The organism is Lacticaseibacillus zeae DSM 20178 = KCTC 3804, assembly GCF_000260435.1.
In the GTDB taxonomy this organism is placed as follows: Bacteria; Bacillota; Bacilli; order Lactobacillales; family Lactobacillaceae; genus Lacticaseibacillus; species Lacticaseibacillus zeae.
In genome coordinates, this window is record NZ_BACQ01000062.1 from 22,013 (window position 1) to 48,642 (window position 26,630).

The 26,630-nt window shown below is 48.4% G+C and carries 22 protein-coding genes and 1 pseudogene; 18 read left to right on the forward strand and 5 right to left on the reverse strand.

Going from position 1 to position 26,630, the window contains the following annotated elements; translation table 11 throughout:
• The first annotated feature begins 668 nt into the window (after positions 1 to 668).
• The 14 genes and pseudogenes from GSO_RS12510 (at position 669) to GSO_RS12575 (ending at position 17,109) form a co-directional block, all read left to right on the forward strand.
• A complete protein-coding gene (locus GSO_RS12510) occupies positions 669 to 1,319 on the forward strand; it encodes a hypothetical protein (RefSeq protein ID WP_010492725.1) in 651 nt (216 codons plus the stop codon).
• Between the two features lie 254 nt (positions 1,320 to 1,573).
• A complete protein-coding gene (locus GSO_RS12515; protein ID WP_010492726.1) occupies positions 1,574 to 3,301 on the forward strand; it encodes a family 20 glycosylhydrolase in 1,728 nt (575 codons plus the stop codon).
• Between the two features lie 245 nt (positions 3,302 to 3,546).
• Positions 3,547 to 5,481, forward strand: coding sequence for a BglG family transcription antiterminator (locus GSO_RS12520; protein ID WP_010492727.1), 1,935 nt, complete (start codon positions 3,547 to 3,549; stop codon positions 5,479 to 5,481).
• Positions 5,474 to 5,929, forward strand: coding sequence for a PTS sugar transporter subunit IIA (locus tag GSO_RS12525; protein ID WP_010492728.1), 456 nt, complete (start codon positions 5,474 to 5,476; stop codon positions 5,927 to 5,929). Before GSO_RS12520 ends, GSO_RS12525 begins: the two co-directional genes overlap by 8 nt.
• 18 nt (positions 5,930 to 5,947) lie before the next feature.
• A complete protein-coding gene (locus GSO_RS12530; RefSeq protein ID WP_010492729.1) occupies positions 5,948 to 7,390 on the forward strand; it encodes a PTS fructose transporter subunit IIC in 1,443 nt (480 codons plus the stop codon).
• 273 nt (positions 7,391 to 7,663) lie between these two features.
• Positions 7,664 to 8,635 carry a mannose-6-phosphate isomerase, class I gene (manA, locus tag GSO_RS12535; RefSeq protein ID WP_010492730.1) on the forward strand — a complete coding sequence of 324 codons (972 nt, stop codon included), beginning with the start codon at positions 7,664 to 7,666 and terminating at the stop codon, positions 8,633 to 8,635.
• A 688-nt stretch (positions 8,636 to 9,323) separates the two neighbouring features.
• The gene (locus tag GSO_RS12540) at positions 9,324 to 10,040 is read left to right on the forward strand and encodes a GntR family transcriptional regulator (RefSeq protein ID WP_010492732.1); all 717 of its coding nucleotides are present in this window, start codon (positions 9,324 to 9,326) and stop codon (positions 10,038 to 10,040) included.
• Between the two features lie 13 nt (positions 10,041 to 10,053).
• Positions 10,054 to 11,235 (forward strand): SIS domain-containing protein, encoded by a 1,182-nt coding sequence (locus tag GSO_RS12545; RefSeq protein WP_010492734.1) that lies wholly within the window; start codon positions 10,054 to 10,056, stop codon positions 11,233 to 11,235.
• A gap of 76 nt (positions 11,236 to 11,311) precedes the next feature.
• Positions 11,312 to 12,472: an N-acetylglucosamine-6-phosphate deacetylase gene (gene nagA, locus GSO_RS12550; RefSeq protein ID WP_010492736.1), complete on the forward strand. Its 1,161-nt coding sequence runs from the start codon at positions 11,312 to 11,314 to the stop codon at positions 12,470 to 12,472.
• A gap of 100 nt (positions 12,473 to 12,572) precedes the next feature.
• Complete coding sequence (locus tag GSO_RS12555) at positions 12,573 to 14,369, forward strand: glycoside hydrolase family 35 protein (protein ID WP_010492738.1); 1,797 nt, start codon at positions 12,573 to 12,575, stop codon at positions 14,367 to 14,369.
• Positions 14,370 to 14,373: 4 nt separating this feature from the next.
• Positions 14,374 to 14,856 carry a PTS sugar transporter subunit IIB gene (locus tag GSO_RS12560; protein WP_010492740.1) on the forward strand — a complete coding sequence of 161 codons (483 nt, stop codon included), beginning with the start codon at positions 14,374 to 14,376 and terminating at the stop codon, positions 14,854 to 14,856.
• Positions 14,857 to 14,868: 12 nt separating this feature from the next.
• Positions 14,869 to 15,779: pseudogene (locus GSO_RS12565) on the forward strand (PTS mannose/fructose/sorbose/N-acetylgalactosamine transporter subunit IIC).
• Positions 15,766 to 16,587: a PTS system mannose/fructose/sorbose family transporter subunit IID gene (locus GSO_RS12570; protein ID WP_010492745.1), complete on the forward strand. Its 822-nt coding sequence runs from the start codon at positions 15,766 to 15,768 to the stop codon at positions 16,585 to 16,587. The pseudogene GSO_RS12565 and the gene GSO_RS12570 overlap by 14 nt, the downstream one beginning before the upstream one ends.
• 141 nt (positions 16,588 to 16,728) lie before the next feature.
• Positions 16,729 to 17,109 (forward strand): PTS sugar transporter subunit IIA, encoded by a 381-nt coding sequence (locus GSO_RS12575; protein ID WP_010492747.1) that lies wholly within the window; start codon positions 16,729 to 16,731, stop codon positions 17,107 to 17,109.
• Positions 17,110 to 17,231: 122 nt separating this feature from the next.
• On the opposite strand, the gene GSO_RS12580 is transcribed toward GSO_RS12575, so the two are convergent.
• The 3 genes from GSO_RS12580 to GSO_RS12590 form a co-directional block, all read right to left on the reverse strand.
• Positions 17,232 to 18,170 (reverse strand): hexose kinase, encoded by a 939-nt coding sequence (locus tag GSO_RS12580; protein WP_010492750.1) that lies wholly within the window; start codon positions 18,168 to 18,170, stop codon positions 17,232 to 17,234.
• A 78-nt stretch (positions 18,171 to 18,248) separates the two neighbouring features.
• Positions 18,249 to 19,052: an SDR family oxidoreductase gene (locus GSO_RS12585; protein WP_010492752.1), complete on the reverse strand. Its 804-nt coding sequence runs from the start codon at positions 19,050 to 19,052 to the stop codon at positions 18,249 to 18,251.
• Between the two features lie 164 nt (positions 19,053 to 19,216).
• Positions 19,217 to 20,566, reverse strand: a complete 1,350-nt coding sequence (locus GSO_RS12590; RefSeq protein ID WP_010492754.1) for a PTS galactitol transporter subunit IIC — start codon at positions 20,564 to 20,566, stop codon at positions 19,217 to 19,219.
• Between the two features lie 311 nt (positions 20,567 to 20,877).
• Here GSO_RS12590 and GSO_RS12595 point away from each other — a divergent pair, with 311 nt between their 5' ends.
• The 4 genes from GSO_RS12595 to GSO_RS12610 all read left to right on the forward strand — a co-directional run bounded on the left by GSO_RS12595 (position 20,878) and on the right by GSO_RS12610 (position 24,198).
• On the forward strand, positions 20,878 to 21,372 hold the full coding sequence (locus GSO_RS12595) for a PTS sugar transporter subunit IIA (RefSeq protein WP_010492756.1): 495 nt from the start codon (positions 20,878 to 20,880) through the stop codon (positions 21,370 to 21,372).
• Positions 21,369 to 21,668: a PTS sugar transporter subunit IIB gene (locus GSO_RS12600; protein WP_010492757.1), complete on the forward strand. Its 300-nt coding sequence runs from the start codon at positions 21,369 to 21,371 to the stop codon at positions 21,666 to 21,668. Before GSO_RS12595 ends, GSO_RS12600 begins: the two co-directional genes overlap by 4 nt.
• A gap of 229 nt (positions 21,669 to 21,897) precedes the next feature.
• Positions 21,898 to 22,758: a hypothetical protein gene (locus tag GSO_RS12605; RefSeq protein WP_010492759.1), complete on the forward strand. Its 861-nt coding sequence runs from the start codon at positions 21,898 to 21,900 to the stop codon at positions 22,756 to 22,758.
• A 207-nt stretch (positions 22,759 to 22,965) separates the two neighbouring features.
• Positions 22,966 to 24,198, forward strand: a complete 1,233-nt coding sequence (locus GSO_RS12610) for a DUF2325 domain-containing protein (protein WP_010492761.1) — start codon at positions 22,966 to 22,968, stop codon at positions 24,196 to 24,198.
• A 113-nt stretch (positions 24,199 to 24,311) separates the two neighbouring features.
• Here GSO_RS12610 and GSO_RS12615 read toward each other — a convergent pair whose 3' ends face one another.
• Positions 24,312 to 25,532 (reverse strand): MalY/PatB family protein, encoded by a 1,221-nt coding sequence (locus GSO_RS12615; RefSeq protein WP_010492763.1) that lies wholly within the window; start codon positions 25,530 to 25,532, stop codon positions 24,312 to 24,314.
• Positions 25,519 to 26,598, reverse strand: coding sequence for a M24 family metallopeptidase (locus GSO_RS12620; RefSeq protein WP_010492765.1), 1,080 nt, complete (start codon positions 26,596 to 26,598; stop codon positions 25,519 to 25,521). Before GSO_RS12620 ends, GSO_RS12615 begins: the two co-directional genes overlap by 14 nt.
• Positions 26,599 to 26,630 lie beyond the last annotated feature (32 nt).

Genomic DNA, 26,630 nt, shown 5'->3' on the forward strand with positions numbered 1-26,630 from the left:
AATGACCGAGCTGCCAGATTTTTTGGCAAGTTCGGTCATTTGTTTTACAGATTCAAATTTTTGAAGTGGGTAAAGAAACTATTTTATCAGGCTATGACAAGAAAATCCGGGATCGTCTTTTGGTTTCAATTTTTATTTGCGCTCATACGTAAGCACGAACCAGCCGTACGCAAGAAGTATGATGCCGAGGGTTGCGATTCCTAATGAGTTGATCAATGTATCTATTGTCAGTCCGTCTTTCGAGGTGAACCAAATCAGAGCGCTGACAAACATGATCGCCCAACTGATTGAGTAAATCAAAAATGCCTTTTTATGCGATTTCATAGCATCTTAAAACCTCCATGCTTAGTAAATGGGTAACATGATATTTGGAAATAATGCCATTGTACCGTTAACTGAAACTAATAATCAAATAATGTTATAATTACAAAAAGATCCATCTAATTATTAACTGAGAACTTTATTTATGTGCCAATGTTTATAGCCTTAAAACATTATAAAATTACTTGACGACCAGGGAATATGAAACTCATTTTGCTGCTTCAATTGGCGAAATACCGTAACTGCGACATATTCAACGCAGACACAATTTCCTTATGGCGTTTGCGTCACCCAACCTCAGTGGGCTATGATGGTCGGAGGATTGTTAAGCATTAAAGGAGACCGATATGGAAATCAATGTACACAAGTTTCAGGAAGCAGTTTTAGCAGGCACTTTCGAGCATACAGAAGTGCATCTGACCGCAGCCGCTTTTAAGAAAGACGGCGTTGATGCCGCGATGGCGAAGGTGTTCGCGGATGTCCGCAACGCCATCGAAAAGAACCAGTTGATTCAGGCTGATTTGGTTATCGACTTTCCTGAGCCGACCACGATCACAGTTGAAACCGGCGTGATCAACCTGCCTTTTGCAAACGTCAATAAAATTACGAACTTTCTTGAGCCGGATGAAATTGTCCCGGTCCGCGTTTATTTAATCGTGACTTCTCCATTCGTCAACGTTTCTGGCTTGCGGATTGACGAAGCAGCAACGGCCGCTGATTATCTGCAGGACTTCGCAACGATCAATGACCAGATGATTGCCTCAGTTCAGGAAAAACTGGATCACATTCAAACCGAGATGGCTAAACCTAAGGAAATCGCCAAGGAAGTTCCGGCCAATAAACAAAAACCTGCGGCCAAAAAAACAACCAGACGGACTGCCACGAAGAAACGTACCACAACGCGGAAAACAACCAAAAAAGCGGCAACTGCAAGCAAAACAGCGGCGAAAACCACCGCTGCTAAAAAGACAACGACACGAAAAACCGCTAAAAAGTAAACGAGAAAATGATGTTACGGATAGTCAGCGATACTTAGTTGGATCGCTGGCTATTTTCATGCACGCAGAAATGGCATTTCAATTTCCAAAGGCGTAACCAACGATGAGTTAATAATTAATCTGAGGAAAACGTGAGAATGATATGTGAAAAGGGCCGAATGAATTGAAATGAAAACGATTGCATATTATTCTTGAGATGTTGCCGGAATAGGCCAATTTTGTTTCAGACACCAACCATAGGGGAGGTCGAGTTATTGAAAAAGCAGGGGATCCACGTCTGGCTCTTGGCACTTGCGGTACTACTGGGTATTGCCGTGGGTTTGAAGCAGCCACCGAAGCAGGTCGCAGCTGCGGATAATCGGTTACAAAGTGTCTTTTCAATTGATGCCGGGCGGAAGTACTTTTCGGTTGATCAGTTGGAAACGATCATTGATCGGGCACACACGGATGGATACACCGATGTGCAGATTCTATTGGGTAATGATGCGTTACGCTTCATGCTGGATGACATGAGCCTGACTGTTGACGGGAAGACGTATACCAATGATGCGGTTAAGCAAGCCGTACTTGCCGGGAATCAGGCTTACTACAACGATCCGAACGGTAATGCCTTGACGCAAGCTGATATGGACGCGGTTTTAAAGTATGCCGCTGAGCGAGACATCAACATTATTCCGGTGATCAATAGCCCCGGACATATGGATGCGATTTTAACGGCAATGACAAAGCTTGGGATCAACAATCCGGCGTTTAATGGCTCCAAACGAACAGTTGATTTGAACAACGACACAGCTATTGCGTTTACCAAGGCTTTGTTACAAAAGTACGTTAGCTATTTTAAGGACCGGGTGACGATTTTTAATTTCGGCAGCGACGAATATGCCAACGATGTCGATACCGGCGGCTGGTCCAAGTTGCAGCAAACCGGCACTTACCGCAAATTTGTGGCGTATGTAAATGGCTTGGCTCAGATGGCGGAAAATGCCGGGTTGAAGCCTATGGTGTTCAATGATGGGATTTATTACAACGACCGCACGGATTTTGGCACGTTTGACCAGGATCTCATTGTGTCTTACTGGACGGCAGGGTGGTTTGGCTATGACGTTGCCAAGCCGGAATTCCTGGCGAATAAAGGCTTAAAGATCATGAATACTAACGATGGCTGGTACTGGGTGTTAGGGCGTATGAGCGGCAATCTGTATAGTTATGAGACTGCGGTTGCCAGCTTAAAGAGCAAGAAATTTACGGATGTGCCGAGTGCCAGCAGCACGGTTCCGATTATCGGCAGTGTTCAGGCAGTTTGGGCCGATAACCCGAGCGCAAAGCTGGATATGCCTGCACTCCTGAAACTGATGGATCAATTTTCCACCACGTATACTGCCTACATGCCACGACCGGCGGATTACAGCAAAGTTGATGCTGCGCTTGCCACCGTGCCGCGGCAATTGAGCCAGTACACGGACGCCTCGTTAGCCAAATTAGAAGCAACACTTAATGCCGTGATTCGCGGTAAAAAAGCCAACGAGCAGGCTACTGTTGATGGCTATGCCCAAGCGATTACCGCTGCCGTTAAGGGCCTGCAGTTACGTGGCGCTGATTACAGCCAAGTCGATGCCGCGATTGCCACAGCCAAAAAGTTGGACCGGCAGCATTACCAAGACTTTGCTGCAGTTGATGCTGCGATTGCGGCCGTGAAACGCGGTCTGGACATCACCCAGCAAAGCAAGGTCGACGCGATGGCGACTGCGATTCAGACGGCGATCAAAGGACTGGCACTTAAACCGACACCACCAAAAGCGCCAACGCCGACAACACCGGAACCCGCACCAAAACCGACAGCAGCCGCACCGTCAAAAGAGACAAACAAGCAACCGCCGTTACCAAGTACGGCAGAAGCAACGACACCAGCGTTAATGCTCGCAGGTGCTTCGTTGCTCGCGAGCATGGGCCTGTTATACTGGCGCCGTCGTGAGACAGATTAGTTATTTTTAAACTGACAATAACACCCGCTGCGCTTAATTGCGTAACGGGTTTTTGGTTGCCCCAAAACCGGTCAAGTGGCCGGCTACGACACGTTCAGCAACGAAAGGAATCAACATGAATGACAGTTTTTGGAATCACGGCGCAATAACAGTGCAAGAATTGCGCTTTCATAAATGCAAAAGCAAGCGTTTGCAACAGCTGACAGGTGGTCTAGACTTTTTAATTGGAAAGGGGGAACGGCAATTTGAAAGATAAGAAGCTGTTGATTCTGGACTTTTTACTGAAGCACGGCACAGTTCACTACGATCAAATTGCCGAAGCGACCGGGCTTTCCGAGCGCACAGTTGGCAATTACTTAAATCGGCTGGACGCGGATTTATCACCGTATGCCGTCAAATTAGTGCGCAAGCGCAATGTCGGCGTGTCTTTAGACGGACCGGCGGACCAAAAAGCCCATTTGTTACGCAGCATTCATGGTCAGGAAGGGTTCACCTCGCAAACAGCACGTGAGCATTATCTGATGATCAAGTTGTTGCTGACCAATCGGCCGTATACCCTCAGCAAGCTTGCTGACGACCTATTTGTTAGCCGCCGCACCATCGACAACGACTTTAAGTCCGTCAAGCGAGTCTTCCGAGAAAATCACGTAACCGTGCAAACTAGCCGAACCGGCATCCAAGTGACAGCCTCCGAATCACGGCGGCGCCATATGTTGGCAAAATTACTTCGCGGCTACTGGGGTGAAAGCCTGTCCGTTGCCAAGCAAAAAGACGGCGAGGTGGTCCAGCAGATTCATTTGCCGGCGTATCTGAATCATTTAGTCAATCCAGCGACCACCAAGGCGGTTATGCAGAGCTTGGCTGAATTTCTGAAACAGTCAGACTTGATCTTTTCAGATTATGCACTGCAATCGTTGGCCATTCATCTTATCATCGCTTGCGAGCGCCCAAAAAAAACCGCGCCTGCACCGGTCCACCCAGCGCCACTGCTGCCTGAAACCAAGCAATTATTAACCCTTGTGACTAAGCATGTGCACCGGACACTGGATAATGCCGATGCGCAACAGATCAACGCCCACATCGCAGCGATTCTGGATCGGCAGGTCAGTGATGCGCCGGCCGCAAGTATTGAGGATCAGGCAGCACCGGTGCTTAGACAGCAGATTGCCGGGTGGCTAACCGGGATATCGCCAGACACACGGCTGCTGGACGATTTAAGCGTTCATCTCAGCGGCGCTCTGGCCCGGATTTCCCAGGGTATGACGATTCCCAATCCATACACGGAAGAGATCAAACGCAATTTTCCAATGGCGTTTGATGCGGCTGCTCAGCTGAGCATGGCCGTTGCGAAACACTATCATGTCACTTTCAACGATGACGAGTCCGGCTTTCTCGCCCTACATTTCGAATCCTTCTTCGAACGGCAACATGCCGCAGATCGCATTTCAACGGTGGTGGTTTGTTCCAGCGGTGTCGGGACCAGCCGTTTGCTTGCTCAACGCTTGGAAGAACGCTTCCGCGAAAAGCTAGTCATCACGCGGACAATCGGCTTGGCAGACCTGATGCGGCAAACGATCCCCGAGACGTTGATTATCAGCACGGTGCCGATCCAAGGGATGCGCCAACCAGTGGTGATCGTGAATCCGTTGTTGTTGCAACATGACATCGAAAAAGTCGCGCAGCAAGCTGATCGCCTGCGTTTTGGAACAGATGGCGATGCTTTTCTCAGCCTGTTAGATCCAAAACTGGTTTTGCCGAATTTGCCGCAGACTGATCAACATGCGGCCATGCAGGCAATGATTCGGCAACTGACAAAAAACGGTGTGTTTGAAGACGAAACGTTGCCGCTGAAACTGGCCGAAGATCGCGAAAAGCTCGCGACAACGGCGATGCGCCTCGTCGCGATTCCCCATATCTCGCCGGAAATGGTTCAGCGGCCGGCAATTGCGCTTGGACTGGCACCCGAAGGCATCGACTGGTCTGGGCAGAAGGTCAAAGTGGTCTTTTTCCTCGCACTCAATGCGGCTGCACCTGGCGATCAGCGCCGCATTTACCAAGTCATGAATCGAATGATTGATGATCGTCTATTTTGTGAAAAGCTGGCACAAAGTCCGACCCCAGCCAGCGCGTTAAAAACCTTATCTGAATATGTTCATAAAGGAGCGAACGGATTTGAATGAAGTTAATGTCACCACCGATGTTCACACAGATGTTGCGGTTCCCGCCGAGAAGCACGCGGCACTTGGAACTATTGCGACAATTTTAAGCACGAATCGTCCGATTTCAGCTGATGAGTTGCGCGACAACTTGATTGCACGCGAAGACGAAAGCAGCACAGGATTTGGTAACGGCGTGGCGATTCCACATGCCAAGGTCAACGGATTAACCGAACCTTTTGTTGGCGTTGTGACGTTTAAACAGCCTGTTGCGTGGGATTCTTTGGACGGCCAGCCTGTCTCGATCGCCATTGTCCTGGTAATGCCGGATCAAAACGGTGCGGACAAGTTGCATCTGAAAATGTTGTCGAAACTGGCGCGTAAGTTAATGGATGATGATTTTATCAAAGCCTTGAAGGACGCGCAGCACGATGGTTCGCAAATGACCAAAGTTCTGGATCGGGTTTTATAAAATAAGGGGGAATTTTTGATGGCAAGTTTTGTTGGTGTTACCAAATGTCCGGTTGGCATTGCCCACACCTATATGGCAGCCGAAAAGCTGCAAAAAACCGGGCAAGCTGACGGATACAAAGTTAAAGTTGAAACGCAAGGCGCGTCAGGCACTGAAGATGGTTTAACCGCCGATGAGATTAAAGCTGCTGATTTTGTTGTTTTGGCCATTGATGTTGCGATTGATGGCATGGAACGGTTTGTCGGCAAGCGCGTTGTCTTTTCAACGACGGCGGAAGCGATTAAGGATCCGCAAAAGTTAGTCGATGAAGGTAAGCATGTCGATGTTTATACTGGCGAAAAGCAGCATCAGGATGAAACAGCAGCAACCGAAGCTGAAGATACGTCACATGAGCAAAGCCCAGTGATTAAACAACTGCTCAACGGGGTTTCCCACATGATTCCGTTTGTTGTCATTGGTGGTTTATTTATTGCGTTGTCCATCGCGCTGGGTGGTCACGCGACCGCTAAAGGGATGGTGGTTGCCCCGAATACAATTTGGTCAACGATGAATCAAATCGGCAACATTGGCTTTAGCTTGATGATTCCGATTCTGGCAGGCTTTATTGCGTATGCGATTGCCGGACGTGCGGCCTTGGCTCCAGCGATGGTTGGCGCAATGGTCTCTAACACCCCAGCCATTTTAGGCACCAAAGCAGGAACCGGTTTTCTAGGCGCTATTCTGGTTGGTTATGCTGCTGGTTATTTAACCAAGTGGATGAACTCCTGGCCGATTCCTAAGAGTCTGCGGGCCGTGATGCCGATTTTCGTCATTCCACTGCTTGGTACCGCGATTATCAGTGCGGCCTTTGTCTATCTGCTGGGCAGTCCGATTTCCTGGTTGATGACCGCATTGCAAAACCTGTTGACGTTCTTGTCCAAGAGTCCGTCCACGAGTGTCGTCTTAGGGCTTGTTTTAGGCGCCATGGTTTCGATTGATATGGGTGGTCCGATCAACAAGGTTGCCTTTCTTTTCGGGGTCGCGTCCATTACTGCGGGCACGCCTGAAATTATGGGTGCCGTTGCCTGTGCCATTGCCGTACCACCGCTGTCATCCGGGATTGCGACATTGTTCAAGTCAGAATTGACTAGCGACGAAGAAAAGACAGCTGGCGTATCGGCCATTTTGATGGGGCTGATCGGTATTACCGAAGGCGCGATTCCGTTAGCAACCGCGCATCCTAAGCAAGTCTTCCCGGGCATTATTATCGGTTCCGGGGTGGCCAGTGCCGTGGGGATGGTCTTCCACATTACCGATGCCGTGCCGCATGGCGGACCGATTGTCGGTGTGCTAGGTGCGACGAACAACTTAGGCTTATTCTTCCTGTCAATTTTAATCGGGGTCATTGTCTCGACCGCCATTATCGTATTCCTCAAGCAGCGCGCCGTTGCCCATCAAAAGAGCATGGCATCTGCTGAATAACGCAAATCAGCCCGCTGCGCATCTCTTGCGTAGCGGGCTGTCAGTGTTTCCAAACACCAAAGATCATCTTAGTAGTTAATTGTGATGAAACGTTGAACCAATTAACGAGTTTGGTTAATTTTAAAAAATGATAATGCGCTATTTTGATGAAGGGGAGCACGCGATACCGGATGATTGGCCTAGAGCAATCGTGTATAATGGGAGTCGATAGCAGGAAAAGCAGTTATGACACAGCGAACTGCTGGTAAACGTGACTAAAAGGAAGTGGATCTTTTGACAGAACCATTATTTTTGAAACCATACTTTAATCCTAAAATTTGGGGTGGGCGCAAACTTAAAACAGAATACGGGTTTGATATCCCGGACGGTAAAATCGGTGAAGCCTGGATTATCTCAGGGCATCCGCATGGACCGGCGACAATCGAAAACGGGCCGCTCAAAGGCAAAACCTTGCGTGAGGCATGGCACGAAGACCCGGCTTATTTCGGACCGCAACATAGTCAGGAATTTCCACTTTTGGTGAAAATTCTGGATGCCGAAGCGAGCTTAAGTGTGCAGGTGCACCCGGATGACGCATACGCCGCTGCCCATGAAGCCAAGGGCGAGCTGGGTAAAACCGAATGCTGGTATATTTTGCAAGCTGATCCGGGATCTTACTTAATCTACGGTCATCATGCCAAGACGCGCGAGCAACTGAAGGACATGATCGAGGCCGGCGATTGGGAGCATCTGTTGCGCAAATATCCGGTGAAAACCGGTGACTTTGTTTATGTGCCAAGCGGGACGATCCATGCGCTTAACAAGGGGATTGTCGCTTTGGAAACCCAGCAGAGTTCAGATACGACATATCGGCTGTATGATTATGACCGAACCGACGATCAAGGTCATAAGCGCGAACTGCACATCAAGCAAAGCCTTGACGTGACCACCGTGCCATCCCAGGATCCTAAGCTGGACATTACCAAGCAGCAAGTACCAGGCGGCCAGATCACGACCTTTGTCAAGCCACCGTTGTCGCCACATTTTGCCGTTTATCGCTTGGATATTGACGGTACAATGCCGTTTACCCAGCAAGCACCTTATACCAATGTCACCGTTCTCGAAGGCGAAGGCACCTTCACGGCAGATGGCCAGGATTATCCGATCAAAACCGGTGACAGCTTCCTGATTCCTAACCAAATCAAGGCATGGCAGTTCACTGGAAAGCTGGCTATTGTTACATCGACACCGGGTGCGGACGCTTAATGGCAAGCGGTGCCAGTTGTTCGGACATTAGTTACATCCAAAAGATCGAGACACAAGCCACGGTTAAAATGTAAAAGAGAAGGCATCCGAGAATCGCACGCATGCAGCGATCGGGAGTGCGTTCTCTTTTTTAGTTTCTGGATAAATATACCGTTAAGAACATTAAGCACTAGTGCCAAAGCGGAGCAATCGGAGGCCAGATGGGGCTCAGCTGTGAAATTGATGTTGGTGGGGCGCTTTTTGCCCCGCCTACATCAAGGCCGAGCTTAGAGACTCTGCCGGTTTTGCAGAGGCTCTAAGTCGTGCCCACAGCGTTCCAGCACCATCTGGCCGGAGATTGCGTAGTTTGGCACGGCTTGGGACCTATTGCCTAAGTCTTCCTACATCGTTCAGAAGAAAGTGAGGCTCTCCTTTTTTGATAGTTTTAACTTGCTCAGCGCCAAAAAAATTAGCCAAAAATGAGAACGCTTTCGTATTGATATTTTTATATCGAACAGTTGGTTAAGTCAGTGAAAATCTGAATATTTGCGTCTGTGGTATCTTTTCATGACAAGATCATGTGACTGGTATGGACCACGTCAAATAAAAAAGGCAGATTCACCAGATTAGAATTAGATCGTTTCCGTTGACAATCAGAAGTGCAAGCGCATACACTACTAAGTGGTTGGTACCACGTGGAGGTGAGGATATGGAAAAGGTTCCGTTGACTAAACAGCTGGTAAATCAGCTGGAGACATTTATCAAAGAAAAACTTCAGCCCAATGACAAGTTGCCGTCCGAGCGGGATCTTAGCGAACTGTATCATGTCAGCCGAAACACGGTTCGGTCAGCGCTGAACGAATTGTTTCTACGCGGTTTCATTTATCGCAGTACCGGTAAAGGAACGTTTGTGGCGGAACGATTCGACGAGCGAACCGATGTCAGCGGCTCGTACAGTTTTACCAAACAGATGCTAGCCATGGATCGCCAACCCGTGACCAAGATTCAGCGGCTAGAAAAAATCGCGGTACCGGCAAGTATTGCCAAGCGGATGCGCATCGATCCCGGGACGCCGGTGTATGTATTGGATCGGCTGCGAATTGCGGACAAGTTACCGATGATGATCGAGCGCAGTTACTTACCGGCGTTAACCGTGCCGGATCTTGAAAAAGACGCCTTGGCCAAGTCACCGTTGTATGACTGGTTGGAAGAGCACTACGGCATCCATATTGCCTCGGTTGACGAAGCGTTCTTCGCCGGCTTGGTTTCACCGGAAGACGCCAAGTTGCTCCGGGTTGCGCCGGCATCGGCGTGCTTGAACATTCGGCGGACGACTTTTGCAGACACTGGCGAAATCGTCGAGTATACCTTGAGCGTGGCGCGGGCTGATCAATTTGTTTATCACGTTCATCATGTTAATCACTAGGAGGATGGATAATTTGTTTGAAAAGACAACTGAAGAATTAACCAAATTAGGCGCACAGATTACGACAGCGGAGATTAAACAGCAGCCGGAACTGTGGCAAGAAGCATTTGATAATTACACCCGTGACAAAGAAAAGATCACTGCTTTCTTGAAACAAGTAACGGATGCCGCTAACGGTAAGCAGGTTCGGGTTATTTTCACTGGTGCCGGGAGCTCCCAATATGTCGGCGACACGGTAACCCCGTATTTGCGGGCACATGGCGATCGCAGCAAATTTGTGTTTGAATCAATCGGTTCAACCGATATCGTATCAGCACCGTATGATTTTTTGGAAGCCGACACACCAACGATTCTGGTTTCTTTTGCTCGTAGCGGCAACTCACCAGAAAGCCTGAAGACAGTCGAATTAGCGGAACAAGTGGTGCACAACCTCTATCAAATCAGCATTACCTGTGCGCCTGAAGGTCAGTTGGCTAAGAAATCCGCCAGCGAAGACAAGACGTTGTTGCTGTTGCAACCGGCTGGCTCTAACGACAAAGGCTTCGCGATGACCGGCAGCTTCTCCTGCATGACATTGAGCGCATTATTAGTATTTGATACCGCTAGTGACGCCGACAAACAACAGTGGGTCAAGGCGATTGCTACGATGGGCCAAGAAGTCGTTGACCGCGAAGCTGAAGTTCAAAACGTCATCAATCGCGATTTCGAACGCATCGTTTATCTGGGCTCCGGTAGTCTCGGCGGGTTAACCCGTGAAACGCGCCTGAAGGTTTTGGAACTGACGGCTGGTCAATACGCCACGATGTTTGACACCTCGATGGGCTTCCGTCACGGTCCTAAGAGCTTTGTGAACGACAAGACCTTGCTGTTCGACTTTGTCAGCAACAATGCTTATACCCGTCAATATGACATTGATGTGCTTGAAGAAGTCAAAGGCGACAAGATTGCCCCATCCGTCATGGCAGTTGGCACCAAGCAAGACCAGAACTTCTCAGGCGAGGGCTTCTATTTTGAAAATGGCCTAAAAGATCTACCTGAAGGTTACCAGGCTTTGCCAGACGTGATGTTTGCCCAGACTTTGGCACTTTTGGCTTCCATCAAGGTTGGCAACTTACCTGACACCCCATCACCGACCGGAACCGTTAATCGGGTGGTTAAAGGGGTTATCCTGCACGACTATTCGGGTCAGGAATAAGGTTGGCGTTGTCATGGTGCAAGTCGGCAAGAAAATCGCGTCGGGTTGCATCGCTTAAACTGGGAGGCAAATGTTCATGAGTTATTACATTCACGCCGCAAAGTTTTTCCTTAAACATGCGACTGAAATTGGCGGCTATCTGGAAATTACCGATGACGGAGAATTCGGCGAGTATCTGCCGGAAAATGCCAAGCCGGATGGCGACATCGTGGAACAACCCGGTAAGCTGATCGCGCCGGGGCTGGTCGATACGCACATTCACGGCCTTCTGGGTCATGATGTGATGGACAACGATTGGAACGGCATTGAGACAATGAGCCAGAACTTGGTAAAAGCCGGCGTCACCAGCTGGCTGCCGACCACTTTGACCGGTTCATTCGACCAGCTGAACGACGTCTGCAAAACCATCGCCGCACATGCTGGGGAAGAAACCGGCGCTAAGATCCAAGGCATCTATTTTGAAGGCCCGTACTTCACCACTAAACACAAGGGCGCGCAGAATCCTAAGTATTTTAAGAATCCGAGCGAAAAAGAATACGATGCCTGGCAAACGTCGGCAAATGGCCTCTTGAAAAAGATTGCCATTGCACCGGAACGTGATGGTGCCGTTGCCTTTACGCGGTATGCGACTGCTGACGGAACTGTGGTCGCGCTTGGTCACAGTGATGCCACGTTTGAACAGGCAAAAGCATGCGTTGATGTCGGTGCGTCAGTCTTCACTCACACGTTTAATGGCATGAGTCCGTTGAATCATCGGGAGCCCGGCATGGTCGGTGCCGCGATGTACCTGCAAGGCGTTGACGACGAGTTGATCTGCGACGGTCATCATGTACGGCCGGAAGTTGCCACCACGTTAATTCGGCTAAAAGGTGCGGAACACATCGCACTGATCACCGATTGCATGCGGGCCGGCATGATGCCGGATGGCGATTATGTCTTGGGTGAATTCCCGGTTTATGTTAAAGACGGGATGGCACGCATGAAAGATGGCGACAGTCTAGCCGGCTCCGTGTTGGAATTGAAAGATGCATTGACAAATTTGCTGACATGGAATGCGGCAACGCCGGAAGCGATCATTTGGATGGCGACCCAAACGCCGGCTGCTTCATGCAACATTGATGGTCAGTGCGGCAGCATTTTACCGGGTCGCGCGGCTGACTATCTGGTCCTGGATACCGATTTGACGCTGCAGGCCACGTATTTAGACGGCAAAATGGTTTATCAAGCCGAAGCATGAGAGATTATCTGACACAAAACCTGTGAAAATCGGGATTAATGTGTGAAACTGAAGAGTGTTAGCAGGACAGCTGTTATGAGTGAAAGGGGGCCAGGCCTTCATGACGACTTTTTCGATCGGGCATGATTTTATGCTGGACGGCAAGCCGTTCAAGATCTTATCTGGCGCAATTCATTACTTCCGGGTTCATCCAGACGATTGGTATCACAGTTTGTATAACCTGAAAGCACTTGGCTTTAACACGGTAGAAACGTATGTGCCGTGGAACTTGCATGAGTATCGCGAAGGCGAGTTTGATTTCAGCGGCATCCTCGATATTGAACATTTTCTTGATGTGGCTGAAGATCTTGGCCTGTACGCGATTGTTCGTCCGTCACCGTATATTTGTGCCGAATGGGAATTCGGTGGGTTTCCGGCGTGGCTGTTGACCAAGTCCATGCGGTTGCGCACCGATGATCCAAATTATCTGCAAGCGATTGATCATTATTATGCAGCGTTGATGCCGCATCTGGTTAATCATCAAGTCACTCACGGCGGTAACGTCTTGATGATGCAGGTGGAAAATGAGTACGGATCATACGGCGAAGACCACGATTACTTGGCGGCGCTTGCCGAATTGATGAAGAAACATGGTGTCGATGTGCCGTTATTCACCTCAGACGGGCCGTGGCCAGCAACGTTAAATGCCGGCAGCATGATCAACAACGGCATTCTGGCAACTGGTAACTTTGGCTCGGCAGCCGATAAGAACTTTGATCGACTTGCGGCATTTCATCAGGCGCACGGGCGGGATTGGCCGCTCATGTGTATGGAATTTTGGGATGGCTGGTTCAACCGTTGGAGTGAGCCGATCATTCGCCGCGATCCTGACGAAACCGCCGAAGATTTACGGGCGGTCATTGAGCGCGGCAGTGTCAATCTTTACATGTTTCATGGTGGCACCAATTTCGGGTTCATGAACGGTACCTCTGCACGTAAGGATCACGATTTGCCTCAGGTGACTTCTTACGATTACGATGCACCGCTCAATGAACAAGGCAATCCCACACCGAAGTATTTTGCCATTCAAAAAATGCTTCATGAGGTCTTGCCGGACATTCAGCAAGCCGAGCCACTGATCAAACAGACTATGGCACCGGCTGAGCATCCGCTGACGGCCAAGGTTTCATTGTTTGCGGTGCTTGATCAGCTTGCTAAGCCGGTTGCAGCTGCTTATCCGCAAACCCAAGAGTTTTTGGGCCAGTACACGGGTTATACCTTGTATCGGGCGCAACCATTGATTAGCGGCACTGACAAAGGGACGCCGGCCAAACTACGGGTGATTGATGCCCGCGATCGGGTTCAAGCGTATTTGGATCAGCACTGGTTGGCGACCCAATATCAGGAAGCCATAGGCGATGACATTTTGTTGCCACAGGTTGAAGGCCATCACCAGCTTGATTTGTTGGTCGAAAACATGAGTCGGGTTAACTACGGTGCCAAAATCGAAGCGATTACCCAGTTCAAGGGCATTCGGACCGGTGTCATGGTTGACCTGCATTTTATCAAGGGTTATCAGCAGTACCCGTTGGATTTGGATCAGGCACCAAAACTGGACTTTTCAAAAGATTGGCAGCCTGAAACACCGGCGTTTTATCAATACACGTTTGATCTGACAGAGCCGCACGATACCTATCTTGATTGTCGCGGATTCGGTAAAGGAGTGATGCTGGTTAATGGTGTCAATGTCGGCAGGTTCTGGGAGAAAGGACCCACGTTGTCACTGTATGTGCCAGCGGGACTCCTGCATGCCGGGCAAAATGAGGTCATCGTGTTTGAAACCGAAGGCCGCTATGCCGAAAACTTGAAAATGGCTGACCACCCGATATTTGTAGAACCGGATGAAGAGGAGGAGTAAAAAAATGGCTATTATTGCAGCACGTATTGATGGTCGCCTGGTCCATGGCCAGGTTGCCAACCTTTGGACCACCAAACTGGGTGCGACCAGAATTATCGTTGTCGATGAGGCAGCATCCAAGAGTGACATCGATAAAAGTGGGTTGCGGATGGCAACCCCGGAGACGGTTCGCTTGTCAGTTCTGGATGTTAAGACCGCGGCTAATCACATTTTGAACCACAAATATGATTCCCAGCGGGTTTTCATTGTCGCAAAGCGGCCGGAAACATTTTTGGCCTTAGTCGAAGCTGGCGTGCCGATTAAAGAATTGAACGTCGGCAATATGTCTCAGACGGATCAGACTCGGTCCATTACCAAGTCAATCAATGTGGTTGATGATGACGTTGAGACCTTCAAGAAGCTGGATGCCGCTGGTGTTCACTTGATTGCACAAATGGTTCCGGGGGATCCCGCAGCAGATTTCATGACGCTGCTCAAAAAAGGATAGGGGGAGTCAACAATGATTGCATGGTGGCAATAGCACTTTTAACATTATATGCAGGTTATCAAATCCTTGATGAACTGCAAATTTATTCAGCCATGAGTTCACCGGTTTTTGCCGGATTAGTATCAGGTTTAGTCATGGGCGATATGAAAGCCGGTTTGATGATCGGTGCGTCCGTTCAGTTGATGGTTTTAGGGGTCGGCACATTCGGTGGTGCATCTAAAATTGATGCCAACTCCGGGACGATTCTGGCAACGGCTTTCTCCGTTAGTTCAGGGATGAAGCCGGCTGCAGCGGTTGCTGCGATTGCAGTTCCGGTTGCAAGTATCATGATTCAGACCGATATCTTAGCACGTTTTGCCAACACCTTCTTTGCACATCGGATTGATAAGATGGTTGACGAATATAACTACAAAGGTATCGAACGTTACTTCCTTGCCGGTGCACTTCCATGGGCACTGTCACGGATGATTCCGGTTGGTTTGGCGCTTTCCTTTGGTGGCGGCTTTGTTACCAACGTGGCACATGTCTTGAATACAAGTTGGAAATGGTTAGGCGACGGGCTCACAACTGCCGGCGCGGTTCTGCCGGCTGTCGGGTTTGCGATCCTGCTCCACTACCTGCCAGTTAAGAAGCATTTTGCTTATCTATTCCTCGGGTTTACCTTCACGATGCTTTTCACAACGCTGTTTGGCAGTGTCCAGATGCTGGGTACGGCGATGACTGAAGTTACCAAGAAATTCACGGCAAACTTCAATGGCCTGTCCATGTTAGCGATGGCGTTCATTGCCTTTGCCTTTGCTGCGATTGCTTACCAGCAGTCAACAGCACTGCACGATAGCACTGGCGGCGGTAACGGTGAAAGCGGTTCTGCACCGAAGAAGAATACCAATGAAGAGGGGGAAATCACCGATGATGAACTCTAATAAACCCACTTACAAATTAACGGATAAAGATTTCCGGCAGATTAATCGGCGTAGCTTGTTCGGCTTCCAGTTGGGTTGGAACTACGAACGAATGCAGGCATCAGGTTACTTGTACACGATCCTGCCACAACTGCGGAAGATTTATGGTGATGGCACACCTGAACTGAAGAAAATGATGAAGACGCACACCCAGTTCTTCAACACATCTAATTTCTTCAACACCATCATCACCGGGATTGACTTGTCAGTCGAAGAAAAAGAAGGTATCGCCGGCGAAGAAACCGTCGTTGGTATGAAAACCGGGTTAATGGGTTCCTTTGCTTCCATCGGGGATTCAATCTTCGCTGCTTTGATTCCTGCCATTTTCGGGGCCATTGCAGCTAACATGGCGCAAGAAGGTAACCCAGTTGGGGTGTTCATCTGGATCGCCGCCCAAGTTGCCATCATGGTCTTCCGGTGGAAACAGTTACGGATTGCGTATAACGAAGGGGTTTCCTTAGTTACCACCATGTCGCATCGTTTGGCTGCCCTGACCAATGCCGCAACGATCATGGGGGTCTTCATGGTTGGCGCGTTGGTTGCAACCATGATTAACGTTAAGTTCGCCTTTGCACCAAAGATCGGCAATGTGCCATTGGACTTCCAGAAGTATTCGGATATGATTATTCCTAAGCTGTTACCAGCTTTGATCGTGGGTGCCATCTACTGGCTGCTTGGCCGTAAGCACATGACCTCGACTCGGGCAATCTTCATCGTCTTGTTCGTATCCATTGCACTGTCCGCCTTGGGTGTCATTGCAAAAGGCTAATCAAGTACGTTAAAGTTTTAGTTGTAAGCATGAGCTGCTCCAGCCATATCTGATTGCAGGTATCATTAAACAGTCATGCGATTTTAAATCATCATGAACCGCGGTCGGTTGGACCGGCGCATGTTAAAGGAGTTTTACGAGATGAGCAAATTAGTTTTAATCAGTCATGGTCAGTTATGCGAGGAACTCAAAAAGAGTGCCGAAATGATCATGGGACCACAAGATGATATCGCGACAGTTGCGTTGCTGCCGAACGAAGGACCTGAAGATTTTCAAGCCAAGTTCAAAGCCGCAATCGAAGGGGCCGATGATGTTACCGTGCTAGCCGATCTCAAAGGCGGCACCCCCAACAATGTCGCTGCCCGGGTGTTGGCAGAAGGCGGCAACTTCGACCTTTATGCCGGCATGAACCTGCCAATGGTCATCAGCTACTTGAATGCCCAGATGCTGGACATGAAGCCTGATCTGCTAGGTGACGGAAAAGCTGGCGTGGTTTATATCAACGATATCGTAAAGCACTAGTCAGTTTTGAATGACTGAGGAGAGCCTGTGTCCGGTTGGATGCGGGCTTTTTTCATGTCCGAGTGGGAGAGGCACGGCTGTCTATTAGTTCTGAAATAAATCGTCCATTTTTCATTTATTCGTCAATATGGCTCGATGGTAACCTGATCGAAGTAAGGTTGAAATTGCGCGGGATCAACAAAGCCGGTTTCAGCCTGCATCGTATTCAGCATCCCCGTTGTCATGGCTGTTTTCAAAATGGTTTCGTCGGACTGGTTGTCATGGATACTGATTGCTAGTCCAGCAAGTGTCGCATCACCGGAACCAACAGGATTTACCACGTTAATTTTGGGGATGACGGCGTGGTAGAATTTATCACCATGCTTGGCAAAAGCGCCTTGGGCACCCAGCGAGACGACGATCCATTCAACGTCACTGAAGATCGGCGCCTGCAAGTCCTGCTTGAGTGCATTAAAGTCGGTTTTATCAACATGATGTTTGAGTAACCCGCCTAATTCTTCATCATTAGGTTTAATCAGCTTTGGTTTAAGCGGGGCTTCAAGTGCGTGACGAAGGGTGGCACCGGATGTATCGAGCAAAACAGGAACGTTTTGGTGCTGGGCATGTGCAATCAGCAACGTATAATAAGTTTCCGGCAATCCTTGTGGTAGCGAACCAGAGATCGTGACTGAGTCTGCCTGGGTTAACAACTGGTCAAAATGCATCAGAAACTTATCGGCGTCTGGTTTGGTAATGAATGGCCCGGCCTCAAGAATTTCAGTTTGATTTCCTTGATCATGTAAAATCGCGATTGAACTTCGCGTCTCTGCGTGAATCGATAAAAATTCGTGCTGAATCCCTTCTATATCAAGTTGATGTTGTAGCCACTGGCCGAAGTAACCACCAATGAAACCAGTAGCGAGGATATCATGATGAAGTTGGTGAATGACGCGTGAAACATTGAGCCCTTTGCCGCCCGCAGTTTTACGGACGTTCTTAACACGGTTAACGGTATCGATGGCTAAGTGTTCTAAGGGATAAGCAACATCGATCGATGGATTTAAAGTGACTGTCAAAATCATATTAATTGCCTCCATAACAAAAGCCGATGCTACAAAGAATCGGCTTTTTATTGATCATGGTTTCTCAGCTAAACGCGATTATCCACGCGATTTACCTCCGGAAACATTGACAGTCTGACCTGTCATATAACTCGAACGGTCGGAGAGGAAATAAGTGACCAAATCGGCAACTTCGGATAACTTACCGCTGCGGCCTAATGGAATAGTTGATGTTTTTGCGTAACCTGCCCGCAACTGTTCAACAGTTTCATGGCGTGAGTAAGCTAGTCCTTCCTCATAGGAAAGTGTCCGTAAACCTGTGGCCTCCAGAACACCAGGAGCAACGCCAATCATACGAACGTTATATTGTCCCAGCTCTTTAGCCCATGCACGGGTAAAGCCATTGATAGCACCTTTTGTACCGGAATAAATCCCTGCACCTTGCGAACCTTCCAATCCAGATTCGGATGACATATTAACAATGACCCCTTTATGCTGCTTGACTAACTCTTTGACGATGATGGAAGAGCAAAGCCAGACACTTTTGACGTTAATGGTAAACATCTTGTCAAAATTAGCTTCATCAATCACATATTTGCCATCCGGATCGGTTGGATCAGTCAGAATTCTCGGAATATTAATACCGGCATTATTAACTAAGCCGTCGATCTGGCCGAACTTTTCTTTAGCAACTTTGACCATATGCTCTACCTGATCCCGCTTGGTGACATCTGTCTGAACAAACAGCAGGTTATCATCCTTAAAGCTGCCTTCCTTAAGATCGGCGTTGACAACTTTAGCGTGATTGCTGAGCAGATCTTTAACAATCGCATCGCCAATTCCTGATGAACCACCTGTTACAACAAATACCCGACCATCAATATTCAACCAATCAGTAGCCATAATTTAATTCCTCCTAAATAAGTGTGAGCGTGAGCCAGCCCGGTCAGAAACCGGAGTGTAAGTGGTCGCCGGTTCTTGGCCATTGCGACCAAGGCCCTTACACGCAAGTTTTCGGGCTGGCGAACGCGTTATGATTTACTGTTTAATGAACCAAAATCCAAAACTTATTTTTCTTTATCATCAGTTACATAAAGTCGCTGACGCTTGTAAGCAATATACGTGTAGACGAATGCACCGATGAAAAGAATTGCGATCACGATAAACCCAATGCCGACCTGTCCAGTGAAGCCTTTGGTTAATAAATAAGTGATTGGTGATCCGGCTTGGTCAAGCGAGGATACTTGCTTGCCTTTTGCCAGTAAGTTTGTTGCGTGACCAAGCGCAATTTCTAATGGATACATCTGATTTGAAATCCAGATAGTGATGAACATGATCACCGAGCCAGAGATCAAGGTACGGAAAATATTTCCTTTGTGGACCCCTGTTGCGATAGCGATGAAGAAACCGATCGTTGCTAAGTCGCCAAAGGGCAGGACGCGATTTCCAGGGACAAGAACGGCAATCAGTAAAGTAATTGGAACGAACAGTAGCCCAGCTGCAATGACGTCTGAATTACCGAGCAACAAAGCTGGATCCATCCCGATCGTGAACAGTCCGCCTTTAAAATGTTTGTCCATGATGACTTTGGCACCTTGTGAAATCGGGATAAGACCTTCCATGATGAATTTAACGACAACGGGCATCAGTACCATAACTGCCGCCATCTGGATTCCCAGCTGCAATGATTTACCGATTGGAAACTTTGCCAATAGCCCGATAATAACGCCTAGATTTGCACCGATAATGGAAGGTTGGCCTAAAACGCCGAATCGTTCTTCGACAGTCTTAGAAGTGATCGTAATTTTATTTAAACCCGGAATGGCTTCGATCAAATCATCAATTGGCTTGGCGAAAATGCCCATATACGCAGAAGTTCCGTGTGGAATAGAGATTCCTTCCAGTCCGAAAAAGTTATCTGTGACTGGTTTGAAAATATCACCTAATTTATACGCGATTGCTGCATGAATGCAGATAGCGACAATGCCCCAAGTAAAACTGCCAGTAGCCAGCTGGACAATGGCGCCTGTAAATGCCATATGCCAAATATTCCAAATATCAACGTTTACGACCTTAGTCATGCGAGTGAGCAGCATGACGACGTTGACAGCGATAGCAACCGGAATGGCGATCAAACCCATAGCCGATGCCCAAGCCATTGGCGAGGTCCCGGGCCAGCCGATATCAACAACGCTCAGTCCTAAATTAAAGTTTTTGGCCATTGCTTCAGCGGCTTTGCCAAGATTATCGGTCAAAAGTGAAATGACCAAATTAATCCCGACAAAGCCAATCCCAATTGAGATCCCAGCGCGTAGTGATTTGCCAATACCTTGGCGCAAGGAAATGCCCAGTATGAAAATGATGATTGGAATCATGACGCTCGGTCCCAAATCAACAATGTATTGGATGACTTGCATGGTGCTACCTCCTAAAAGTTAAAATTCCCAACCTAAAAGACAGAGGTCATAACGATTGTCGTTAAAAGAAAACTAGACCATAACCGTCATTAATTTTCCGCCGATTAGTGAAAGCCCTTACACGAATGGTGATAAACACTTTCGGAAAAAATGCAAGCCATTTGTTCAAAAAATTCGGTATATACCCAAGAAAAAGCGCTTAAATGGTTTAGAAATTGGGTAATTCAATATTAAGGTAAGCGCTTGCATTAATCCGGACTAACGACTATGATGGCTCTAGAAACTGATTAAAGGGATGGAGTGTGATCAAGATGGCATTGTTGAACAAGAACCTGATTCATCGGAACGCAACGTTTTTAGACGCTGATGATGCATTGAAATCAATGGCAACGACAATGGTTAAAAACCGGTATGTTAAGGCATCATTTGTCGATGCGGTGGTGAACCGCGAACATCAATTTCCTACTGGGTTGCCGACGGGTGGCATTATGGTTGCCATTCCGCATGCTGATTGGACCAATGTCAATCGCGGCACGATTTCTGTCGCAACGTTGAAGGAGCCCGTTGTTTTTAAAAATATGGGTGATCCGGAAGAAGACTTGGCGGTCCGGTTGATATTCATGTTAGCGGTCAGTGAACCGCATGCAGAGGTGACCTTGTTGAAGGATTTGATGGGCATCGTTCAGAATCAGGCGACATTGCAAGGATTACTTGACGCCAAGAGTGATGATGAATTATTTAACCGGCTTGAAGACATGTTCCGTGATGTCACTGTCGATGCAGGAGAAAGGGAGCAATTAAAATGAAAAAAATTATCGTAGCATGTGGGTCAGGAATTGCGACGTCAACTGTGGCTCGGAATGCTTTGGAAGAAAAGCTTAAGTCAAAAGGCATTGATGCCACTCAAGTATCAATGGACCAAACCTCAATTCCTCAGCTGCGTTCCAAAGCTGATCAGTTTGATCTAGCAATCACGACTGGAAAATTTACGGAAGATATTGGTGTGCCGGTTTTAAATGGGTTACCTTTTTTGACAGGCGTAGGCGAGGATGAACTCGTTCAGAAGGTCATTGACGTGCTTGATTTGAAACCTAAAGCTTAGTTGACAGGATTCTCAGGGACTGATGGTAAGCAAGTTCAGTATCTTGAATTGCTACTCAAACATGGTATGATCGTACTGTGTTGTTTTGCTAAATGTACATGAGAATGAAGCATGTCGGTTATGCTTTTAATGATCTGAAACTTTCAGAAATTAAAAAGAGGGATAGCCCTCTTTTTTTATTGAAAAAAGGAAACTGTGATCGTTTACTTAAGGTGGGAGGTGTTTATGTTTGAAATATTTTGGTGTGACGCTTGCATCTACTGAAGCTACGCATATCACCCGTGATAACTTTTTTGAGCCGCTCGACTTAACGATCAGAAAACGATTATTATTTAATTATGCTTTGAAAAATCGCCGGTGGATTAAAGTCAATGGCTTTTTGCGGCGTCCAGGAGATTGGATCAATGAAAAGGAAGCCTTTGAAGTAACCAATCTGGCTTCCCGTCTGCCATTAGAGCAACTTCAGCGTCGTTACCCGGACTATTACCCACTCATCAACAAATCCCAGTGGCTTCAGCATCGCGATGAGGCTCAGCAGCTTTTCGATACTTTCATTCCAAAAGTGAAGCGGCGAAAGCGTGCTCGATATGAAGATGAAATTATGGAATTTTGTCATGATAATGGTTTTCAACAAATTGATTCACTTCGAACACATACTGCCAGAAGTGCGGGTGCCTATGTGCTCGTTTTGGATGATTATTTGTCTATCTACTTCAGCGTAGTGCCCAATATCGCGACTGCTATTACCGCTCATTGGGATGCTTTGCTTGATTTGGATGCCATTACGTCACTTGATGCCTTACCGATTGATGCGTTTAAGGCGTTGGATACAACCCGTATCTTTGTGAGAACCACGGAAAAACGGAATCTTGACAAGCTTAAAACTGAATTAGCGGACCTTGTGCCATATCGATATACCCTTAATCAATCTTCCCCGGGACTACCAGGGATCAATAGTAAACAGGAAACCAATTTAGCACTCTTTCCTAAGGGCGTTGAAGTTCACGATGCCATGGGCGGCTACGAATTATTTGAATATGATCTTGCCCGCGAGTTGAACATTCATCCCCGAAAAGACGATAAAAAGTGACCACGAGCAACACCCGCACACCGCGATGAAGAATTGGCGGTAGGCGGGTGTTGTTTTTGCGAGTATGATGGACGAAATGACACGATTGAGTTGACCTTATTGAAGACATCACATTTTTTTGAAAAATTTAAGGTAGAATGCTTTTGTAATCTTTTCAATAACAGTACAATGGAGAAAGTCACTTTTAAAATGAAAGCAGGTATCTGAATGGATGACAAACTAAAGATCATTGAATTGCTCAAGCGCCAGGTGACAGCTAAAACGGCTGAATTAACGACCGAAAATATTCAGAAAACAACTCAAGACATTCAAGATTTGCTCAAAATCCTCAATGATGTCGCTGCAATCGATTTTGTTGCAACGCCGTCTGAGACACCTAATAAGCAAGAACCAGCAACAACTTCTGAAGAAGCAACCATTGAATCACCCGCTCCAAAGCCGAGCGTCACCACGCAAGTAGAAAAACACGAGCAGGTGCCGCAACAGCCTAAAGTCAGCAGCGAGCCTGAAGTGCCATTGTTGTCAGAGCACTGGCTGAATAATCACAAATCGTATATTGGCCGGTTCCATTTGGATTTGAATGGTGGCCATGTCGGTTCCATTAAAGTCTCTGAAAGTAAGTTACATAAAATGTCGAACCCACCGGAAAACGGCGACTGGGTGAGAGCGGATGAATATAAAGATGGCGATTCCGTGAATTATAAAATGACGACACTGAAGCGTGATCCATTACCGACCGACATTGTGCGGCTGAAGTTTCTACCTGCTGTCTTCCGGCAAGATGTGAAGCGTTGGTACATTGAATTTAAATCGCCGGAGCATGAAACTACGCAACAGCTGCTTTTAGGTGATTATGATGTGATGCTATTTAAGCTGAAGCCGGGCGACTACATCGACTATGCCTATCGCCGCGGTCAGGAAATTGACGGCAAAATTATTTGGCGCTACACAAATTCGGCTGCAGTTGCGACCCGCATGAAGCAAAAGTTTGCCAAAGCAACCGATACGGAGTCTAATCATGAAACGGCTGCGAGTCGTCAAACGCAATACAAAGCTACGGTCAATAAACCGGCCAAACGGAAGCAACGCGCACTGCAGCAGGTATTTGCCAACAAACAACTGTTACTCGTCTGCATTGAAAACTCTGGCATGCCGCGTAAAGTTAAGCGCAACGTGGAAGAACGCGGCGGCAAGCTGATTCTCTCACCGCGTTCAGACTCCAACGCGATGTTAAAAAAGAAAGTTCAAAAAGCCGATATGGTGATCGTGCCGACTGACTTTGTCGATCATGGCCAGATGTTTGCCGCCAAAGATGAAGCTAAACGCATCGGCAAGCCGATCTGGATGGCTAAGAACACCAATGAACGCAACATGCTTCAGTGGTACAAGCGGCATTTTCCTAATGAAGCTAAGGCACCAGTGATGGATTATGAAGCATAGTTAGCTTTGCTTGCTGAATGATGGTGAGTGCTCAGCGTCATTAATTAATCACAAGCGCAAAAAATGGATCCTAGCGGGACTGAATTACGTCTCCTAGGATCCATTTTTTGTCATTATTCTGTGATTCGTTCAGTTTGGCGTGGGTCTTTTTCCATCGTCGGCCACTTGGCATAGGTAGCAAGGATGCGATCCACTGCTTCTTTGAGCAATGGGCGCGGCATGCCAATGTTGAGGCGGACAAAGCCGTCGCCATCTGCGACAAAATAGCTGCCAACGACGCAGGATAGATCAGCGGGTGTGAAGAACTGCTTCATGCTGGCCTCGTCAGGAAAAAGTCGATGCGTGTCGATCCAAGCCAGAAAACCAGACTCGGCTGGCATCACCTTCATCTCGGGAATGGCGGCGAGACGCTTTTTTAGGTAGTCGAAATTGGCAGCGACATAAGCGACCATTTCATCTAACCAGGCGTCGCAGTCTGTGTACGCAGCGATGAGCGCCGGAACAGCAAAACTGTTGGGTGAGGTGATCGAGTTGGCGCTGAATTGTTGACTGAGCCGATCACGAATCGCCGGCTCGGGGATGACCACGTAGGATGTCTTTAGACCGCCTAAATTAAAGGCTTTGTTGGGTGATAAGCAGAGAATGCTTTGCGACTGAATCGCCGGATCAGCTTGCCAAATGCTGGTAAAGTTGACGCCGGGATAAACAATATCGCGGTGAATTTCATCGCTGACCAGTAAAACGTGATGTTGCCGGCACAGCTCAGCGACTTTTGCCAATTCCGCTGCTGTCCAGACGCGTCCGGAGGGGTTTTGCGGGCTGCAGAGAATGAACAGCTTGACGTCAGGGCGTTGCATTTTGGTCGCCATATCGGTGTAGTCAAAAAAGTACTGGCCTTCCTTAAGCACCAACGGACTGGTCACGAGCTGGCGGTGGTTGTTTTGAACCGCTTCGGCAAAAGGATCGTAGGCAGGGGTGTTAATTAAAACCCCTTCACCAGGTGCCGTAAAGGCTTGAACCAGATAGTGCAGCGTCGGAACGGTGCCATAGCTTAGCTTAATCCAGTCTTTTTCAAGTTTCAGCCCGAATCTGCGGGCATTCCAGGCGATGACGGCAGCATAAAAAGCTTCAGGGATATAGGTGTAGCTATAATCTGGCACCGCCGCCCGCGCCATCATAGCCTGATGAATCGGCGGAGCAACTGGAAAGTCTAAATCGGCCAGATCCATGGGAATCGCGTGTGGCGTTAAGCCGAATTTTTCAGCGAGCACCTGATCAGCCCACTTGCGCGCGTTTCCGGCTTTGCGGTCGAAAAGGGTGTCAAATTGGCTCATTTTCCACTACCTCCAGTTGAGTTAAGTGGCGCGGTGTTTGGTTCAAAACGCGGGCACCGGTTGCGGTGATCACCACATCATCTTCGATTCGTACGCCGCCAATGCCAGGCAGATAGGCACCTGGTTCGACTGTCACGATCATGCCGGGCTGCAAGATCGTCTGGCTGCGCGGGTTGAGAATCGGCTGGTCACCGCCTAGCCCCAGCCCGTGGCCGAGACCATGGGTGAAGCAGTCGCCATAACCGGCAGCGGTCAAGACGCCCCGCGCGATTGCATCAACTTCACGGCCCTGCATCCCCGGTTTGATGGCGGCAATCGCGGTTTGCTGAGCGGTGAGCACAGCTTCATGTACTGCCGCAAGTTCCGGGGGAGCGGAACCGATTCTAAGCGTTCGTGTCATATCTGATTGATAGTCATCGAAAACTACGCCGAAGTCAACTGTGACCAGTTCACCTTCCTGTAGGCGTCGAGCAGTCGGCCGGCCATGCGGAAATGCTCCCCGTGGGCCGCTAGCGATGATCGGGTCAAACGCCATCGCTGACGCCCCTGCTTCCAGCGCGTAAAAATGCAGCCAAGCACTGAGCGTTTGTTCACTGACCCCTGGCCGAATATGCGGTAAGAGTTGCGCAAAAATGGTGTCTGTGACCGCACAAGCAGCAGTTACCGCAGCGATTTCCGCTTCATCTTTGACCGCCCGTTGCCGCGCCACGAGATCGTCGGCAAGCGTAAGCGTCCAGTTGTGGGTCGCTAATGCTTGATACTCCGCGATCGAAAAACCGCCGCTGACCAGACCGATGTGCTGACTGCCTTGCGTTTTTAAACAGTCGATCAATTGGGGCAAATAACTGCCTTGAGGGACTTCAACATTCGTAAATCCTTGGGTATCGGCGGCTTCAGCACGGTAACGGCCGTCGTGAAGCTGGAGTGCCCGCGTTGGCGTAATCATCACATGCACGCCACTGCCCGGTAATGCGCCGACATAGCGTTTGCTCGGGCGATCATGCAACAGCAAAGCATCTAATGCTTCGGTTTCCAGAGCTTTTTGTAACTTGGTTAAGTGGCTCATTCTTTTCCTCTCATTCCTACATGCCTTTGAAA

Excerpts from the sequence above, each read along its gene's own strand:
- GSO_RS12510 (WP_010492725.1), top strand. The coding sequence starts at position 669 with ATGGAAATCAATGTACACAAGTTTCAGGAAGCAGTTTTAGCAGGCACT.
- GSO_RS12530 (WP_010492729.1), top strand. The coding sequence starts at position 5,948 with ATGGCAAGTTTTGTTGGTGTTACCAAATGTCCGGTTGGCATTGCCCAC.
- GSO_RS12540 (WP_010492732.1), top strand. The coding sequence starts at position 9,324 with ATGGAAAAGGTTCCGTTGACTAAACAGCTGGTAAATCAGCTGGAGACA.
- nagA (WP_010492736.1), top strand. The coding sequence starts at position 11,312 with ATGAGTTATTACATTCACGCCGCAAAGTTTTTCCTTAAACATGCGACT.
- GSO_RS12555 (WP_010492738.1), top strand. The coding sequence starts at position 12,573 with ATGACGACTTTTTCGATCGGGCATGATTTTATGCTGGACGGCAAGCCG.
- GSO_RS12560 (WP_010492740.1), top strand. The coding sequence starts at position 14,374 with ATGGCTATTATTGCAGCACGTATTGATGGTCGCCTGGTCCATGGCCAG.
- GSO_RS12570 (WP_010492745.1), top strand. The coding sequence starts at position 15,766 with ATGATGAACTCTAATAAACCCACTTACAAATTAACGGATAAAGATTTC.
- GSO_RS12575 (WP_010492747.1), top strand. The coding sequence starts at position 16,729 with ATGAGCAAATTAGTTTTAATCAGTCATGGTCAGTTATGCGAGGAACTC.
- GSO_RS12580 (WP_010492750.1), bottom strand. The coding sequence starts at position 18,170 with ATGATTTTGACAGTCACTTTAAATCCATCGATCGATGTTGCTTATCCC.
- GSO_RS12585 (WP_010492752.1), bottom strand. The coding sequence starts at position 19,052 with ATGGCTACTGATTGGTTGAATATTGATGGTCGGGTATTTGTTGTAACA.
- GSO_RS12590 (WP_010492754.1), bottom strand. The coding sequence starts at position 20,566 with ATGCAAGTCATCCAATACATTGTTGATTTGGGACCGAGCGTCATGATT.
- GSO_RS12595 (WP_010492756.1), top strand. The coding sequence starts at position 20,878 with ATGGCATTGTTGAACAAGAACCTGATTCATCGGAACGCAACGTTTTTA.
- GSO_RS12600 (WP_010492757.1), top strand. The coding sequence starts at position 21,369 with ATGAAAAAAATTATCGTAGCATGTGGGTCAGGAATTGCGACGTCAACT.
- GSO_RS12610 (WP_010492761.1), top strand. The coding sequence starts at position 22,966 with ATGGATGACAAACTAAAGATCATTGAATTGCTCAAGCGCCAGGTGACA.
- GSO_RS12615 (WP_010492763.1), bottom strand. The coding sequence starts at position 25,532 with ATGAGCCAATTTGACACCCTTTTCGACCGCAAAGCCGGAAACGCGCGC.
- GSO_RS12620 (WP_010492765.1), bottom strand. The coding sequence starts at position 26,598 with ATGAGCCACTTAACCAAGTTACAAAAAGCTCTGGAAACCGAAGCATTA.